Below are 16,615 nucleotides of genomic sequence, written 5' to 3' on the forward strand. Positions count from 1 at the left end.
TAACTTCAATTGAAGTTCAGTTTTAACTTCATTTAACGATTCCTAAAGTTTGTAAGATCAGATAAATGTTCAATAAAATCAATATTATTGTAGCAATCCAAGCACACCACTTCACCCACTGACGGTTAGCAAACTCACCCATCAGTTTTTTACTACTGGTATACATTACCAACGGAATTACCGCAAATGGTAACGCAACACTGAGGAACACTTGGGAGAAAGTCAATAGATTTTCAATCTTGGCTTCGTCACCATGATAGTAAATCGCAAAAATCAAAACCGGTGCCACCGAGAGCAAACGGGTTACCAACCGTTGTACCCACAACGGAACCCTCAGGCGAATGAAACCTTCCATGATAATTTGTCCGGAAAGGGTTCCGGTAATCGTTGAACTTTGTCCAGACGCGAGCAACGCTACCGCAAATAACATACTCAACATTGGACTAGCAATTGCTCCAACAATTTGATTGTCACTAAGCGCATTGAACAAGTCCACAAATCGACCTAACGAGCTATCGGTTCCGTAAAACAAAGCCGCCCCTAAAATCAAGAGCAAACTGTTGACGATAAACGCCAAAAATAGTTGCATATTAGAGTCAATCGTGGAAAAACGAATTGCTTGAGCCACGTTTTTACGATCCCGGCGGTCAATTTCACGCGTTTGCGAAATCGAAGATCCTAGGTAAAGGTCGTGAGGCATTACGGTTGCCCCCACGATTCCCAATGATAAATATAGCATTGAATTGTTCTGCAAAATTACTGGTGCAGGCACGTAACCTTTAATGATTCCCGAAATACTAGGATCCGAAAGGAAAACTTCGTAAGCAAAAACAATTAAGATCACCATTACCAATGTCGCTACAATCGCCTCAATTTTCCGGAAGCCTAAGCGCATTAGCAACAGCAAAATCAATACGTCCGCTGCGGTAATTAAGATCCCGATAATTAGTGGAATGTGGAATAATAGCTCAAGCGCAATCCCCGAACCAATAATTTCCGCAATGTCGGTCGCCATAATTGCTAATTCAGCAACTACCCACAGCATGAATCCAACTCGTTTACTAGTACGCTCCCGAGTTAACTGCGCTAAATCCTTTCCGGTTACAATTCCTAACCGTGCCGACATCGCTTGTAAAAGCATGGCAATTAAGCTAGAAATCAAAATGACCGACAGCAACGTATATTTAAATTGAGCACCACCCGCGATTGACGTAATCCAGTTCCCTGGGTCCATGTAACCAACCGCGATTAAGATTCCCGGCCCAGTGTAGGCCATTAACGTTTTGAAAAAACCGGCATTCTTTGGCACCTTAATACTACCGTTAATCTCATCTAAGCTCTTATTATCTACTTCATCGAGTTTTTCTGACATTGTAGTCCCTCTTTTCTATTGGTTTAGAAATTCGGTAACTTGAAACAAACTCTCCACGCTAAAAATTGACCCATTTTAATATCAGCGAATTAAAAATGGATCAATTTTTGATATCTTCTTTTTTAAAACGGAGTGCTCTTTTCAAAAACCATAACTACTATACCATAAACCGTTATTTAAATGGCCACAATTGCGCTTAATTTTTTTCACAACGTTCCGTGGCCTTTAATTATCGCTTACGGGTTAACACAGCGATTGCAAACATAAGGTTCACTACGACAATAATTCCCCAGTTAAATTGAAACTGATGAGGGAAAAAGTCCGCCACCCACCAGCTCATCCCCGTGGTAATCAGCACAAACAAAAGTATTTCGCGGATTTTACGACGCCAATCCATCAAATTCACCCAACTTATTTTTAATCAATTTAGTCATTTAAGGACCCATTGTCACATTTAAGCATTAAGCCAATTATAGCGCCTATGGTTTAACTTGCCTAACTTTAACTAGTCCCTCGGGCGTCACCCGAAATAATCCGGTACGATAATCTTGGTGATAGGTCTTTTGCAACATTACCGTAAACGTACGGTGCCATTCTGGAAGCGCGATGTATTGGTAACTTTGAACTAATTTTTTAAAGTCAGTTGGCGACATCATGAAATCTTCACGAGCGACCAGGTTGTCCGAAAAGAAATAATATTTTCCAACGTATCCCGCGTAGTAACTTGCTACGTCGTCTTGATGCGGGTCGACTAACAGAACTTTTTGGTGATTGTACTTGGTGGTCTGCTTGGCGATTTGGGGCAGCTGGACCGGCAGCGCTTCTTGACTATGCGCGTTATTATACTCCACACCATCAATTTCTGAAATCATCAAAATTGTTGAAAAGATCATCAGTGCAAGCGTCGTGAATTGGTAAATGTTTTTAGTAATCAGCGAGCTAAACGAACGAACGCCTCGTTTTTGAATTTCTTGTACAAACATTGCCCGATCCATCGCTATCGCAATTGCTAAAGCAGCTAGGAAGAGGTTTAAAACCACCATGCTAGATAAGTAACGTTCTAGTCCATCAAGATGAATGGCCTCCTTGTACGGCATGGAAACGAGGTACATAGCCAATACACTCACGTAATAAACCACAAAACTAAGGTCAATGGCTAATAGTACTTTTAAAAGCGGAGTGCGCTTATGTAAAACAAGTCCAATCACCACCCAGGCCACGATTAAACCAATGTTAATTAATAAAACGCCCCTCGTAGACAGGGAATTTAACGTTAAAATTTGATGGATGAATTGTTGGCTAATCCGACCCATTACGGCAGAGCTTTCGTGGTTTAGCTGACTTTGATACGCTTGGGCGCTGATCTGATGTTTAGTAACTGCGTGAAACGTGTTGTGCACGTGTTGGTTCCACCAAAAAAAGGGTAAATAACTGAGCCCCATAGTAAGTGCAGTTCGCCATGACGCAAACCGGATCCGTAGCCAATGCTTACCAACGCTATAGTTAGTGGTTAACGAGTACATCAGGTAGCATCCAATCATCACCACGTACATCGTCCCCGAATTTTTAATTAGTAACAGTTCTGCGCTAAAAATCCCAGCAGTTACGCATTGTAACCACGGATGGCGTCGATACGAATAAATTCCCGCGAAAGCTGCGGCCGCCAACACTGGCAAAACAAAGTCAACCAGAAGGTTATTCATCCGAATTGCGATGTTAAAAACGTTACTGATGGCAATGATGAAACACAAGAAGAACGCTGTCATGGTTCGACTACGATCCCGTAATGCAGCAAAAAGGGCGTATAGCCCTGCCCAAATCAACAGGAACTGTCCCACTAACATGGCGCCTTCACTAAAACCAACCCAGCTAACAAATTCCGTGATCCATAAAGCCGCGGCCGGCGGGTAGGACGTGAAAGAAATTAAGGTTTCGCCTCCGGCTGGTAAGTGCCCTTGAAACAATAAGAACTTAACCATTACGGCCCAGTGAGAATAATTATCGTAGTGAATTAAGGGACTGAAATATAAAGTGCGGCCCATCATAATTCCCAAAAACAGCATCCAAAAGTCAAAATAATGGATTCCTTCAAAGGGGAGCTTTCCCCGATTAAAACTGATCAGGCCGACCCGCACAACCAGCCCAATACAGCCCACAATCACAACGGCTTTAAGCCCAAATTCCAAGAAATTTACCATTGCCAAAAAATATAGTGCTAAGGTTTGGACGACCATTGCCGTAATCCACGACATGTATTTATTTACGCCGGTCATCCGAATCAGGCCCGTATATCCCAATTGAGCCATCATAAAAACAACTAAACCAAAGAAAGACATTTTTCCTTACCTACATTTCTAAATTAACTTTTATGAACGGCGCATAAAGCGCGTCGCGGACCGTTCTAACTCCTTCAATCGTAAAATCACGTTTAAATGAAGTTGGTCAAACGGCGTTAGCCAATTATCTTGTTCTTTAGAGAGGAATTTGTTTTCCCCGTCATACGTTAGTTCTAAGTAGTAATCTTGGTCCTTACGATCTTCAATGTTAACGGTCACTCCGTACCATTTTGGTTCGGTATCGACTACCCGGACGACTTTGCTCTTAAAATGAATTGGATAATTTTTGTAATAGATGATTCCCGTCGTTTCCGTGCCCATTTCTAGTTGGTTTTGGTCGTCATCCAATTCAAACGAAAAACCGCCATCCGAAACGTCTCGGGTTTTAAAATCCGCCCATTTTCCATTTGCTAACTGCATGCGGCCCTTTGCGTGGCGAATAAATCGTTCGCTACGACGATGAATGTCTCGTTTCATCGAGATAAATAGGCAGAAACTAAGGTTAATGAAGTGCATTACCAGCCAAAATGTAATTACACTTCCCACAATAATTTCTGACCCCCACTTTCCCCAGTTAAATTTAATAATCGCAATTAACGTTAGCGACCATAAAATCAAGTACGGGATGATGTACAATTTGTCTCGCCAAGAAAATTGTACTTTTTTATCCGTTACTTTAAATTTTTTGGCGTGAATACCAATTGATTCCAGTAACACGGGTAAAAATAAGTATGGGGCAAAAAAGGTTTCTTGGATTTCTCCCCACCGTTCATTACGAATATTACTGGAGGCATCTCCCAGTACAAAGTGCAGCAAGAAATATCCCGGTGCCCAGACAATCATCAGCACCCAGAAATTAGCATTAACGACCTGCACTTTAAAAAGGGCATACAAAATCGGGGCTGCAATATAAATTAATCGGCGCAAAAAGGACCACCAGTAAAGCCACGTATTAATCAAAATAATTCGATTAATCAAGTTAATTTTGGGATTCAAAAAGATGTGGAGGTTACGGCAACTTTGAATTACTCCCCGAGCCCAACGCGTCCGTTGCTTGATAACACTCTTCATATCAACCGGAGTAATTCCGCTTGAAACGGGTTCTACCGTTGCCAAACTCTTATAGCCCTCACTGTTAATTTTGGTTCCTAATTCGAAGTCCTCCGTGATCGTATCCGTAGGAAAACCACCCACTTTATCGACCGCTTCCCGTAAGAACACCGCGTTAGACCCGGTAAATAAAGCATGCCCATTGGCGCCGTTTAAAACGTTGACATCCCGCGAGAAAAAGTCTTGTTCGTTAACCACCGCATCTTGTAAAAAGAGGTTGAACTGGAAAATATCTGCGTTATAAAAGCTTTGTGGTGTTTGTACAAATCCTAATGGCACGGTATGGTCGGGATCTTCTTGTAATTCAGCAAAATTTTCCGTAAAAAACGGGACGCTCTCCATTAAAAAGTTGGAGAAAGGTACCATATCCGCGTCAAAAATGGCAAACAACGGCGCATGAAGCTGTTCCAATGCATTGTTAATATTTCCCGCCTTAGCATGCTTATTTTCTTCCATCGTAACGTAATTAGCATGGTACTCCTTGGCTAACTGGCGGACTTCCGGACGATTCCCATCGTCTGCAAGCACCACGTTAACCAACTTAGGGTCGGGATATTTCATGAATTTGGCCGCATTCACGGTTTTACGCAATAAAGCCACCTCTTCGTTATGGGTGACGATAATCACGTCAATCGCCGGGAGGGGTTGGCGATCATCAAAATCCGGAATTTTAAAATCGACCGGCTTCTTTTGCCGGATTAACCGGAAAACAATTAATACATAAGCCGTAAAGTTAGAGACAATCTCACTACCAACCAGCATCAACGCAAAAATTAGTGTAAAGAGGTGGGCATGCCACGGGATTGTAAAAAACACCCTCCATAACAGGTACAAAACGGACAAAACAATTGCTAAAATATAACTAATTTTTTTGATTTTTGGCATTAGTCAGCCCCTCGCTTTTCCTTAAAGATCAAATCACGTTGGATTTGATAGCTGATAATAAATAACGTAAAGTCCACCACAATTTTGGCGATTAGCGGTGCAATGCTACCCTGGCTGTGTGGCAACCAGCCCGTAACTAAATCAGTTAGGTATCCGGAAGCAAACATCTGGATGATAAACAACCCCCCGTATTTAATAACGGTTTGACGGCCCTGCTTACCAAATACCACCCGATGGTTCAGCGTGTAATTAACCATCGCAGATAGCAGGCGCGAAACAATTGTAGCCACGATAATTCGTTCCCCAAGTAATTCTTTTCCCATCAAAACAATCATTAATTCAAACAATCCTACATCAACTAGAAAAGAAATCAACCCGCTCATCGCGAATTTCAAAAAACGTGCGTATATTGCGACCGAATCACGAACCACCCGAAAGTGTGAGGACTTATTGCCATCTAAATAAATTGTGGGGATTGGTTGTTCGGTAATCTTAACCTGGAACTTCCGTGCTCGAAGCAGCATGTCAAACTCAAATTCGAAACGTTCTCCCGGAAAACTAAGTAATTGCCTCACGTAGCTTCGAGGGATTACCCGCAGACCGGTTTGCGTATCTGAAATATTTTGCCGAGTGAGCATGCGCACTAATTTACGCGTTAATACGTTACCAAACTGGCTCCGCCATGGGATTTGATTTGTAAATTGGCGTGCACCGATAATTAAGTCTTGCGGGTGCTTTTCAAACTGATGAATACAAGCCGCTAATGCATCCACCGGATGTTGTCCATCCGCATCCATGGTAGCAATCCCCTGAATTTGTGGAAAATTTTCTAAAATGTACTTGAAACCAGTTTTCAACGCGGCTCCCTTTCCTCGATTAACCTCGTGATGCAGTATATGAATACGTTCATCTTCCATATCTGCAAGACGTTGGAAAATTGGCTGTGCCTGCTGGTCGCTACCATCGTCAACGACCACGAGTGCCTGTACGGGAACCGAACTTTCTAACAGCTCCTGAATTAAATCGAGTAATTTTTCATCAGGATTTAATGCCGGAATCAAGATGCCGTAAGCTTTCATTGGTTTCCTCCGATATCTATTTTTAATTATGAAAAAACTATGTGTTTTTTGTGGCTTAATGTATTAAAAAACGTATAGTTATGATTATTTTTTTAAGGCTTAAAAATAACATAGTTTTTCAGTTACACCAGCGTCTATCATACTTCAAAACGGGCACCAATTCAATTTAAACTATAAAACATTAAATGAGCTCAATTTTACATTTAGCCTAAAACGAGTAGAATTAAAATGTGAGATTAACTTCCAAAAATACATACTATTTAAACCATTTTACTAAAGAAAACTATTAAACTGATTTGTAATTATTTACTTAAAGAAAGCGGGTAAACGTAATGAACTTATGGGGAGCGCTCTTTTTTGTCCTGAGCCAAATTGGTTTTGCAGGCATCCTGCGCATGGCAGGGATCGATAAATATTTGTCCTGGATCACTTCCATAGTTGTCCAAACCCTCCTTCTCTATATTTTGGCCATGGTTGGCCTGCTTTCCTTCGGGATTCGTTCCATCGTCTTCGTCGGATGTGGTTTTTTCCTGCTTCGTCTCATCTTTATCGGCTTTCAAATTGGTAAATTGCCTTTTGAAGGAATTCATTATTTTGACGTCTGGATGGTGGTAATCGGGCTCACCATGCTCCACACGCTAAGTCAAAGTATCCTTATTCATTATGACAACTACTCCCACTGGGCCATCATTGTTAAATATCTGCTTACCCAAGGGCATCTTCCAATTGCGGGCGATTCAATCATTTCTTTTACGTCTTATCCGCCTGCGACCGCCCTTTGGATTACCGAATTTGTTAGCTGGGTTGGTTTTAACGACGGGACCATGCTGGTTGCCCAATTTTTATTAATCTGGGCTAGTTTGTACGCCCTTTTTGCCGTCCTGCGCGACCGGACCCGTTCAATGAATGGCTTCTTTCTTTGTTTCATTATTGCGATAATAAATGTTTTTAACATCGCAATTCGGCTGAATAATTTACTGGTTGATTTTGTCCTTCCCGTAGTTACCGCAGCTGGATTTGCCGGAATTTATGCCGAACGAAAACATCACCTTTGGCAATGCAGCATCACCGCGCTTTTTAGTGCCGAATTACTATTAGTTAAAAATTCTGGAACCATGTACGTGGTAATGCTGGTTGCTTATTTGCTGTATTCACTTGCAACTAATCGCGAAGTCCCGCGCTGGCAACGATGGTTCCGTAGCTTGGCTTTGAGTGCGTTTACCGCAGTAATTGGCTTTCTACCCTTTTTTTGGTGGAATCAACACGTTCACAACACCTTCACGACAATTTCTAAGCACCAAATTAGTGCCCAAGCGTACCAGCAACAGTTGCATCACGAAGGCAATGCCGTTGTTATCAAGATTGGCCATCGCTTTCTCGACCAAATATTAAATTGGCATGCCCTATCGACCCGGGGGGGTTTGCTAATTAACGCTGCTTTATTAATTGGTTGGATTGTAATTACTTTCCTCGTGCACCATAAAAATCCATTGTTAAAAACACTGTTTGCTATCGACGTTAGTTTTCTAATTTACTACGCTAGCGTATTTGCCATGTACCTCGTTTCCATGCCCTATGCAGAAGCGATTCAACTTGATGGGTTAGAGCGCTACCTATCAAGCATGGTGATTCTAAATCTTCTGCTAGGCGCTATGGTATTAGCCGTGGTTATGGACCAAGCGATGTTCGAACAAAGAATTGGTCGGCGGGGGGTTCGTTCCTTTAAAAACGTGTTTACCAAAAATCTTTATCAGCTTACGGCGTTGGTACTAATGATTTTCTCGACCATTTTAATGTTTTCAGAAATAAACGGCATCGAATATAACAACACCTTGGGTAAAGAACAGCTCCCAGTTCAACTAAAACAAATTGCCCAACCTTCGATGACTTACAATCACCGCAAAATTTTACTGGTAGACCCGCACACTAACGACGTTAATAATTACTATGCCGGTTACGTTGGCCGTTACTACTTCTTTTCCGATAAAGTCGTTGGTCAAGAGAACTTCATGATGGATCCGGCTACTTTTAAAAAGACCGTTGCCGCTTACCAATACGTAGCTTTACCAGAATGGCACCGTACATTTACGGTAATGTTGCAAAAGACCTATCATCAAAGTTATAAAACCGGGCTTTACCGCGTTACTTCCCGTGGATTGCGTCGGGTGCAGAAAATAACTCCGGTTAAAAATTAACCAAACGATTTCATTTTCCCTAAATTACTTGTATCATAGAAATGTAAGCGCATTACCAGACCATTGAGGAGGTTTCACCCATGCTTTTAACCATTGTTCGTCACAGTACTAGTCAAGATAACGGTCGCGGATTAGTTTCCGGAGCCCGGTCCGACGTCGGTTTGTCCCCGGCCGGAATCGAATATGCTAAGGAAGTTAGTCAAAACTACGACTGGCACCAGTTTGACCACGTTTTTTGCAGTCCCATGCTGCGTGCTAAACAAACCGCGAAGATTCTTTTAGGTGATGATGCTGCGCTCACCTATGATCCCCGGATTACTGAGATGGACTTTGGCGATTGGGACGGGGTCTCCGAAAAATTAATTTACGACAAGCATCCCGAAGTTTTTGACCGTCTTGGTATGTTCAACGCCAAGTACGCTGACTATGCGCCCCACTCCGAAAGTTATGCCGCACTGGTTGCGCGGGTGAGCGAGTTTGTCGAAGACCTTAAACAGCAGTTTGCTGATCAATCCGTACTATTGATTTGTCATGGGATGACAACTCGGGCAATTTTTGCAGCCATCTTCAACGTTGACGTAGCTGAATTTGGCATTGTTCAAAACGTAACCCTAAATCAAATTCACCTTGATGAAAAGGACCACTTTAAGCCCCGGTTAAATTGCTATAATAATCGGGTTTAGTTCGGCTAACCCGTAACTTCGACCATTCAATTTTCTGTAAACAAAAAGATGACGGTGCAGAATTTTCTAATTCGATCCGTCATCTTTTTTATTACTCGTGATAAAAACTACTATCCCAAGACTTCTTTAATCGCGTCAACCATTGGGGTTAAAGGCTTTCCGAGGTATTTTTCAAAATCGTCAGGTTGCACTGCTAAAGCACCGCTTTTGACAATTTGTTGAAAGGAAACCAACAGTTCAGCCACGTTTTGTGGTACTCCCGCATTTTCGACGAGGTTTTTTGCAGCGGTAGCTTCATCCGCGCTGATCACTTCCAGGTCTTTACCAGTTGCTCCCCGTAAGGCTGCACCCAAATCTTCGTAAGTGCGAAGTTGACCACCTAATTCTAGGATTTCAGGGAAATCAAATTTTCCGGAAACCGCTCGTGCCGCAACTTCGGCGTATTCGCGACGAAGTGCCCAGCCAGCTTGGCCGTTGCCGCCCGCATAGATGAACTTGCCACCTTTAGCGCCCGCTGCTAAAAAGGCCGCTTCGTTTTCCAAATACCAATTATTCCGTAAGAAAGTATGGGCAATTCCGCTTTCTTCAATAAGCTGCTCGGTAAACCGATGGTCAGCGGCGAGCGGACTAGTTGATTCCGTTGCCTTGCCAAAACTGGTGTATGCAATGTAACTCACTCCCGCTGCCTTGGCCGCCTCGACGACATCCCGATGTTGCGCTTGACGGTCACCATCCGTTGTACTCGAGACAAAGAGTAGCCGATCGATTCCTTCAAAAGCTTTTTGCAAACTTGCCGAATCAGTATAATCACCAATCCGTACTTTAATCCCCGCTTCCTTTAGCTTAGCACCCTTCTCTTCAGTCCGAGCAAGGCCATATAGATTGTCTTCTGGAACTAAGTCCTGTAAAACTTTTAAAGCATATCCCCCAAAGTTACCTGTAGCGCCCGTTACTAAAATATTCATAATCAAATCCTCACTTTCGTTATTAACTGATTAGCTGTACATTTATAAATCACACGTTTATACTAAGGGTAGTAATTCTGATTGTCAAGTGATAAATTCTAGAAGGGAGTTGATGATAATGAAATATTCCATGCGTTTTAGCGATACCATCCACGTGTTGGCTTACATTGCCATTCTGCACGATACGGCCCCGTTGACTAGTCAGGCCATCGCAGCCAGTGTGGAAACCAACCCGTCTAACATCCGCCGAATTATGGCGTCACTTAAAAAAGCTGGATTGATTAAAACCACCGTGGGTAAGCCCCAGCCAGCGCTAACCCGGGCACCAGAACAAATTTCTTTATTAGACATTTTCAACAGTCTTGATGAGGCCGACACGAATTTAATTCAAGTTGACCCCAAAACGAACCCGGACTGCGTGGTAGGCGGCAACATCCAAGATGCTTTAAACGCTCAATACGCTCATTTTCAAAAAGTTGTCCAAGACGAAATGGCTAAAACCACTTTGGCCGACGTCATTCAGGATATTGCAACTAACGAAGTCAAAAAACGGCCCGAAAGTCAGGGATTGTTGGCTAATTATCTAAAATCTTAAGTCTGCACTTTTACTGAAAATTAACTGTCTAGCTAAGAAAAAATAAAGGGACTCTTCGAGAAAATTTCTTTCTCGAAGAGCCCTTTTCTTTTGCAAAATGATTAATTTTAAAACATGATTAACGCTTATTCCACGTTTTTACATACGAAGTTTAGCTTACGCTTGCCAAGCAGTTAGTCCCTTTTTCAACCGTTGCAGTCCGTCTTGCAGGCGTTCTTTTGGACAAGCCACATTCATCCTCAAAAAGTGATTTCCATTGCCACCATAAACACTTCCGGCCGATAAAATTAACCCAGTTTCTTTTCGAATAAACTTCGCTAGTTTTGCTGAATCATTTGTAACCTGGCTGACGTCTATCCAGATCAGATAAGTAGCTTGTCCCTCAACTAAGGCGACCCGTGGGCCCACTTCTTGCGAGATAAAATTGCGAACTAGTTCGCGATTTTCGACCAAGTACTCTTTAAGCTCTTGTAACCAAGGAAGTCCTTTTTCGTAAGCCGCAATCGTGCCCGGGATTGCGACCAAGTTGGGTTCTGCCAATTCTTCGCTATTCAATCCACGGTTAATTTGGGCGCGCAAATTTTTGTTTGGTACCAACACAGTTGCTGCGTGCATTGCTGCCACGTTAAACGTTTTGCTTGGAGAAACTGCCGCCACCAAGTTTTGAATCAATTCTGCTGGTAAGCTAAACATTGGTGTATAGCCTGTTTGATTAAAAGTGAGGTCTCCGTGAATCTCATCACTAAAAATTTTCACGTGGTATTGTTGGCAGAGTTGGGCAAGTCGAGTCAACGTCTCCCGTGACCAAATCAATCCAATCGGGTTGTGTGGGTTGCATAAAATCATCATATTCGTTAGTGGATCACTTAATTTTGCTTCCAAATCATCCCAATCCACATGGTAGACGTGTTTGTTTTCGTCATAAAGTAAGTCACTTGAAACCACGTGGCGCCCGTTATTCACGATTGAATTATAAAAAATATTGTAAACAGGTGCTTGCACTAAAACATTATCTCCTACAGCAGTTAGCCGACGAACCGCTGAAGAAAGCGCGGGAACTACTCCGGTTGCAAACGTCATCCATGCGGGATCTGGACGAAAACCATGCACCCGTTCATACCAATTTGCCACTGCATTAAAGTATGCCGGCGGAATTTCTTCATACCCAAAAATTCCATCTCGAACCTTTTCTTGTAATGCTTGAACAATTGCAGGACTCGTTTTAAAGTCCATATCTGCTATCCACATAGGCAGCTCATTTTTAGCAACGTGCCACTTAATGGAATTAGTTTTGGTTCGGTTGATTATCTGATCAAAATCACTCATCGTTACGCTCCTTTCGGCAACCGTGTTGTTGTCTGGGTAATTACGGTATTTTGTGGATCAATTGTTGGATCATCCATAATTATTTCACCAACGGATGCAACTCGAATATTTCCACTGATTGGGTTCTTAATGCTCATTACATCAGTAGTAATTTCTGCGTCAATGTTCCGACAATATTCAAAGGCAAGGTTAGTCCGCAAAACCCGACAATTAATCATTTTTAAATCATCTACATAACAAAGCCCTTGTTCGCTTTCAATTGTACAATTAATTAAAGTTAAATTCTTAGTATTCCACGCTAAATATTCACCACTGATTATGGAATCGTAAATGGTGACATTTTCACAATTCCAAAAGGCATCTTTAGAAACCAGTCGCGAATTGTGCACCTCCACATTTTTAGCCCCGTCGAAACAATAATTACCCACTAAATCCAAATGGTCGATATATAAATTGGTGCTATTCATCCCGAAGTAATCACCATTAGCTTGCACATTTTTCATCGTTACCTGATTGCATTTCCAAAGAGTTTCTTGTGCATCTGAAAAATGAATATTATTTAGCTTAACTTGCTTGCACACTCGAAAAAGCTTTGGTGCTTGAAGAGTTGAATCATTAAGTTCAATATCGTTCGTATACCAAATTCCCGAGCGAGCCATCGTCTCTAGAATTATTCTTTCTCCTTTAACGTGCTTTGCATACCAAAGGGGTACTTCCACTTAAATACGGTATCTATTAATTCAATATTTTGACTCTCTTTTAAAGGCGACTCTCCTTCGCCAAAAGTAGCTTGTTCAATTATTAAATCACGAGCATTAAACAGTGATCGTTCTCCTTCAAAGTAGTTTTCATTTATTTTTTGCATTCTTACATCTCTTTTCATTAAGCTTACTTAACTTCCAATATTCATAGTATATGGCGCCCACCCAACTATGTTAAATATTTATTGGTTATCGTCATTTATAATATTTACTTATCAATTGAACTAATATTGGGAGCCGTACCAAAAAAGGTTTCTCAGAACTTTTACATTCTTGAGAAACCCTTTTAATTTGTTAACTTTCAATTCGAACTCAAAGCACGTGTCAAAAGTCTTTTTACTATACTTAACCCGACTTTCTTAGCAAACTTAGCCAAGGTTACTTCTTCAAAACCATACGTTCCGCATCCACGCCTAACTCGGTTTTGATCCGTTGCTGTAATTCTTCAGCAGCTTGTTGTGCACGTTGCGCTTGGTCAGCGTTAACCGCTTCGATAACCAATACCGCATCGGTAGTTTCATCAGTTAGCATGGTGCGTTGAGCCTCACGCCAATTAAAGCAGCGACAAATAGCCCCAGTTTGGTCGTAATAAATGACTTCCCCTGGCAACGCTGGCTCATCTTCTTCTACTCCAAGGGGCCGGAAACTTTCGCCGCCCTTAGCAACTCCGAGATGCATCGTACCATCCATTTTTTGTAAATCTTCGCTGCCACACGGCACGCCAAATTCGAGCGAAATACTATTATAAATATCAACTAACGGGTTAATTGGACTAAGCGATTTTCCTTGGGAAACTCGTTTGAGCAACGCTTCAATTGACGAACGGGCACCCTTTTTCTTCTTAAATTTGGTAAACGCATCCCGCCATTCACTAATCACCGGGTTATTCCGAAAAACATCATCAGTAATAAATTTCTGGGCTTCTTTAACGGCATTGTCTAACATTGCTTGATAGTGTTCCGTTTGCATAGCCGCTAGATGGTTATCAATGCCATGTGCTACCAATACTTGAAACTGCGCTTTGGGAAATAATTCCCAGATTTGATCATCAACGATTAATGGTTGCATATTAAACTTCCTCCTCTTAATACTTACAGATTAATTCACAGCCATTATCTAACAAAATAGGTGCAAATGCAACAAAACTAACAAAAAAAAGACTGAGGAAAAATTCCCTCAGTCTTTTCGTCAACTCAACTAAATAAAATTAGTTAAGCTTAGTTTTACTTTGAACTTCAAGCTTGTCGTTGAAGTCGTAAACAACTGGTTCTCCAGTTGCCATTTCAAGATTCATGATGTCTTCATCAGAAATGTTTTCGATGTACTTGCTCAAAGCACGGAGTGAGTTACCGTGTGCAGCAATGATAACGTTCTTGTTGTCAAGCAACTTAGGAGCAATTTCATCTTCCCAGAAAGGAATAACCCGTTCAAGAGTTACCTTAAGGTTTTCACCACCAGGGATGATACGGGGGTCTAAGTTTGCGTAACGACGGTCGTTAGCAGCTGAACCTTCATCGCTAGCATCTAACAATGGAGGAAGTACGTCGTATGAACGGCGCCAAATGTGAACTTGTTCGTCGCCCCATTTTTCAGCAGCCTTAGCCTTGTTTTGGCCTTGCAATGCACCGTAGTGACGTTCGTTCAAACGCCATGTCTTGGTTTCTGGAATCCAAAGTTGGTCAGATTCTTCCAAAGCATAGTGCAAAGTCTTGATGGCACGAGTTAATACTGAAGTGTAAGCTTGGTCAAATTCAAGACCAGCTTCCTTAATTAACTTACCAGCATTTTTTGCTTGTTTAACACCTTCATCACTAAGATCAACGTCAACCCAACCAGTAAATTGGTTTGATAAGTTCCATTCACTTTGACCATGACGAATCAAAACTAATTTTGCCATATCGTTTGAATACCTCTTTCTTCAAATAAATTTCTAACGTTCTAATTTTACAATTTTTAACCGCTAAGCACAAACCTAAAATAAAGAAGTTTTCTTAATCGAGATCAATTTGGTTAGGAAAGTGTGCTAGCCGGGTGCCGGCTTTGCCTAACTCTTCTTCGATCCGCAAAAGCTGGTTATATTTTTCCACCCGTTCTGAACGTGCCGGCGCTCCCGCCTTTAATTGCGCAGCGTTTGTGGCCACGGTAAAGTCCGCAACAAAGGTATCCGCCGTTTCACCAGAACGGTGCGACATCATCGTGGTATAGCCATTTTTGCGGGCTACCCGGATGGCTTCGAGCGTTTCCGTAACCGTCCCAATTTGGTTTAACTTGATTAAAATTGAATTTGCCATCCCTTTTTTGATAGCTTCCCGAATCAAGCGCGGATTCGTGCAGACCGGGTCGTCAGCTACAATTTGGACTCTTTGCCCATATTCACTAGTAAATTTACTAAAGTTGTCCCAATCTTCTTCCCCGTAAGGATCCTCGATGGAAATGATTTCTGGAAACTCGTTTAGCAGCTTGCCGTAATATTCTCCTAGCTCTTGCGGCGTGTACGTCCGACCTTCAAAATCGTAATTCTTGGTCTCTCGATTATAGAAATAAGAGGCTGCCGCATCAAAAGCAATCGCCACTTCTTTCCCAGGAACGTAGCCTGCTTTAACAATCGCTTCGTGTAACATTTTTAAAGCGTCTTCTGAGGAAGGTAAATCCGGCGCAAAGCCGCCTTCGTCCCCCAGTCCAGTGGAATAACCCGCATCGGCAATAATTTTTTTCAATACGTGATAGGTATTGACAATTTTTTCAAACCCCTCTCGGAAACTAGTCCGTTCCACCGGAGTAATCATAAATTCTTGAATATCAATTTGGTTATTAGCGTGCTCGCCCCCGTTAATTACGTTATGAAAAGTTTGCGGGAGTTCTAAATCAGTTCCCCCTAAGTACCGGTAGAGGGGGATGTGGAGCGCATTGGCCGCCGCTCTTGCCGTAGCCATGGAAACGCCTAAAATCGCGTTGGCGCCTAATTTACGCTTATTGTTAGTTCCGTCTAAATCAATCATTATTTGGTCAACGTTAGCCTGGTTGAAGGGATCAACCCCCTTTAAAGCCACCGCAATATTGTTATTTACGTTGTCAATCGCCTTTAGCACCCCTTTGCCAGATAACCGTTTACCGCCGTCTCGTAACTCGACAGCTTCCTTTTCTCCAGTAGAAGCCCCCGAAGGTACCGCTGCCCGACCCATTATCCCGTTAGACAGCGTTACGTCAACTTCTACCGTCGGATTTCCCCGTGAATCGAAGATCTCGCGTGCCTTAACATTTTCAATAACTAGTGTCATTACTAAATTCCCCCTCTTAAACAAAAAAGA

13 protein-coding genes and 1 pseudogene are annotated in these 16,615 nt (G+C 42.2%); 3 read left to right on the plus strand and 11 right to left on the minus strand.

The window, feature by feature from the left end:
• Positions 1-28: 28 nt before the first annotated feature.
• The 5 genes from NL111_RS09120 to NL111_RS09140 form a co-directional block, all read right to left on the minus strand.
• Entirely contained in the window at positions 29-1,372 is a 1,344-nt protein-coding gene (locus tag NL111_RS09120) for an Nramp family divalent metal transporter (protein ID WP_002829564.1), read from the minus strand.
• Between the two features lie 229 nt (positions 1,373-1,601).
• A complete protein-coding gene (locus NL111_RS09125) occupies positions 1,602-1,769 on the minus strand; it encodes a hypothetical protein (RefSeq protein ID WP_002832515.1) in 168 nt (55 codons plus the stop codon).
• An 82-nt stretch (positions 1,770-1,851) separates the two neighbouring features.
• Positions 1,852-3,708, minus strand: coding sequence for a glycosyltransferase family protein (locus NL111_RS09130; protein WP_285110187.1), 1,857 nt, complete (start codon positions 3,706-3,708; stop codon positions 1,852-1,854).
• Positions 3,709-3,738: 30 nt separating this feature from the next.
• Positions 3,739-5,703 (minus strand): glycosyltransferase family 2 protein, encoded by a 1,965-nt coding sequence (locus NL111_RS09135; RefSeq protein ID WP_002829562.1) that lies wholly within the window; start codon positions 5,701-5,703, stop codon positions 3,739-3,741.
• Positions 5,703-6,782: a bifunctional glycosyltransferase family 2/GtrA family protein gene (locus tag NL111_RS09140; RefSeq protein ID WP_063504785.1), complete on the minus strand. Its 1,080-nt coding sequence runs from the start codon at positions 6,780-6,782 to the stop codon at positions 5,703-5,705. The genes NL111_RS09135 and NL111_RS09140 overlap by 1 nt, the downstream gene beginning before the upstream one ends.
• A 332-nt stretch (positions 6,783-7,114) precedes the next feature.
• On the opposite strand from NL111_RS09140, the gene NL111_RS09150 reads away from it, so the two are divergent.
• Together NL111_RS09150 and NL111_RS09155 are read left to right on the plus strand one after the other, a co-directional pair.
• Positions 7,115-8,977 carry a glycosyltransferase family protein gene (locus NL111_RS09150; RefSeq protein WP_502929572.1) on the plus strand — a complete coding sequence of 621 codons (1,863 nt, stop codon included), beginning with the start codon at positions 7,115-7,117 and terminating at the stop codon, positions 8,975-8,977.
• An 80-nt stretch (positions 8,978-9,057) separates the two neighbouring features.
• Positions 9,058-9,660 carry a histidine phosphatase family protein gene (locus tag NL111_RS09155; RefSeq protein ID WP_058120931.1) on the plus strand — a complete coding sequence of 201 codons (603 nt, stop codon included), beginning with the start codon at positions 9,058-9,060 and terminating at the stop codon, positions 9,658-9,660.
• Positions 9,661-9,770: 110 nt separating this feature from the next.
• Here NL111_RS09155 and NL111_RS09160 read toward each other — a convergent pair whose 3' ends face one another.
• A complete protein-coding gene (locus NL111_RS09160) occupies positions 9,771-10,625 on the minus strand; it encodes an SDR family oxidoreductase (protein ID WP_002832520.1) in 855 nt (284 codons plus the stop codon).
• Between the two features lie 118 nt (positions 10,626-10,743).
• Here NL111_RS09160 and NL111_RS09165 point away from each other — a divergent pair, with 118 nt between their 5' ends.
• Positions 10,744-11,220: an Rrf2 family transcriptional regulator gene (locus NL111_RS09165; RefSeq protein WP_002832521.1), complete on the plus strand. Its 477-nt coding sequence runs from the start codon at positions 10,744-10,746 to the stop codon at positions 11,218-11,220.
• Between the two features lie 156 nt (positions 11,221-11,376).
• Here the strand turns inward: NL111_RS09165 and NL111_RS09170 are convergent, their stop codons facing one another.
• From NL111_RS09170 to eno, 5 genes and pseudogenes are all read right to left on the minus strand, one after another.
• Positions 11,377-12,546 (minus strand): MalY/PatB family protein, encoded by a 1,170-nt coding sequence (locus tag NL111_RS09170; RefSeq protein ID WP_119179073.1) that lies wholly within the window; start codon positions 12,544-12,546, stop codon positions 11,377-11,379.
• Positions 12,547-12,548: 2 nt separating this feature from the next.
• Positions 12,549-13,411: pseudogene (locus NL111_RS09175) on the minus strand (DUF3737 family protein).
• Between the two features lie 274 nt (positions 13,412-13,685).
• Positions 13,686-14,375 (minus strand): B3/B4 domain-containing protein, encoded by a 690-nt coding sequence (locus NL111_RS09180; RefSeq protein ID WP_159208240.1) that lies wholly within the window; start codon positions 14,373-14,375, stop codon positions 13,686-13,688.
• Positions 14,376-14,514: 139 nt separating this feature from the next.
• On the minus strand, positions 14,515-15,204 hold the full coding sequence (locus tag NL111_RS09185) for a 2,3-diphosphoglycerate-dependent phosphoglycerate mutase (protein ID WP_002829547.1): 690 nt from the start codon (positions 15,202-15,204) through the stop codon (positions 14,515-14,517).
• Between the two features lie 94 nt (positions 15,205-15,298).
• The gene (gene eno / locus NL111_RS09190) at positions 15,299-16,585 is read right to left on the minus strand and encodes a phosphopyruvate hydratase (RefSeq protein WP_004166282.1); all 1,287 of its coding nucleotides are present in this window, start codon (positions 16,583-16,585) and stop codon (positions 15,299-15,301) included.
• Positions 16,586-16,615 lie beyond the last annotated feature (30 nt).

The sequence above is a fragment of the Pediococcus sp. AC40 genome, assembly GCF_030252485.1.
GTDB lineage: Bacteria > Bacillota > Bacilli > Lactobacillales > Lactobacillaceae > Pediococcus > Pediococcus acidilactici.

Coding starts and splice junctions, on each gene's coding strand:
- NL111_RS09165 (WP_002832521.1), top strand. CDS start 10,744: ATGAAATATTCCATGCGTTTTAGCGATACCATCCACGTGTTGGCTTAC.
- NL111_RS09170 (WP_119179073.1), bottom strand. CDS start 12,546: ATGAGTGATTTTGATCAGATAATCAACCGAACCAAAACTAATTCCATT.
- NL111_RS09125 (WP_002832515.1), bottom strand. CDS start 1,769: ATGGATTGGCGTCGTAAAATCCGCGAAATACTTTTGTTTGTGCTGATT.
- NL111_RS09135 (WP_002829562.1), bottom strand. CDS start 5,703: ATGCCAAAAATCAAAAAAATTAGTTATATTTTAGCAATTGTTTTGTCC.
- NL111_RS09150 (WP_502929572.1), top strand. CDS start 7,115: ATGAACTTATGGGGAGCGCTCTTTTTTGTCCTGAGCCAAATTGGTTTT.
- NL111_RS09120 (WP_002829564.1), bottom strand. CDS start 1,372: ATGTCAGAAAAACTCGATGAAGTAGATAATAAGAGCTTAGATGAGATT.
- NL111_RS09155 (WP_058120931.1), top strand. CDS start 9,058: ATGCTTTTAACCATTGTTCGTCACAGTACTAGTCAAGATAACGGTCGC.
- NL111_RS09185 (WP_002829547.1), bottom strand. CDS start 15,204: ATGGCAAAATTAGTTTTGATTCGTCATGGTCAAAGTGAATGGAACTTA.
- NL111_RS09180 (WP_159208240.1), bottom strand. CDS start 14,375: ATGCAACCATTAATCGTTGATGATCAAATCTGGGAATTATTTCCCAAA.
- NL111_RS09140 (WP_063504785.1), bottom strand. CDS start 6,782: ATGAAAGCTTACGGCATCTTGATTCCGGCATTAAATCCTGATGAAAAA.
- eno (WP_004166282.1), bottom strand. CDS start 16,585: ATGACACTAGTTATTGAAAATGTTAAGGCACGCGAGATCTTCGATTCA.
- NL111_RS09160 (WP_002832520.1), bottom strand. CDS start 10,625: ATGAATATTTTAGTAACGGGCGCTACAGGTAACTTTGGGGGATATGCT.
- NL111_RS09130 (WP_285110187.1), bottom strand. CDS start 3,708: ATGTCTTTCTTTGGTTTAGTTGTTTTTATGATGGCTCAATTGGGATAT.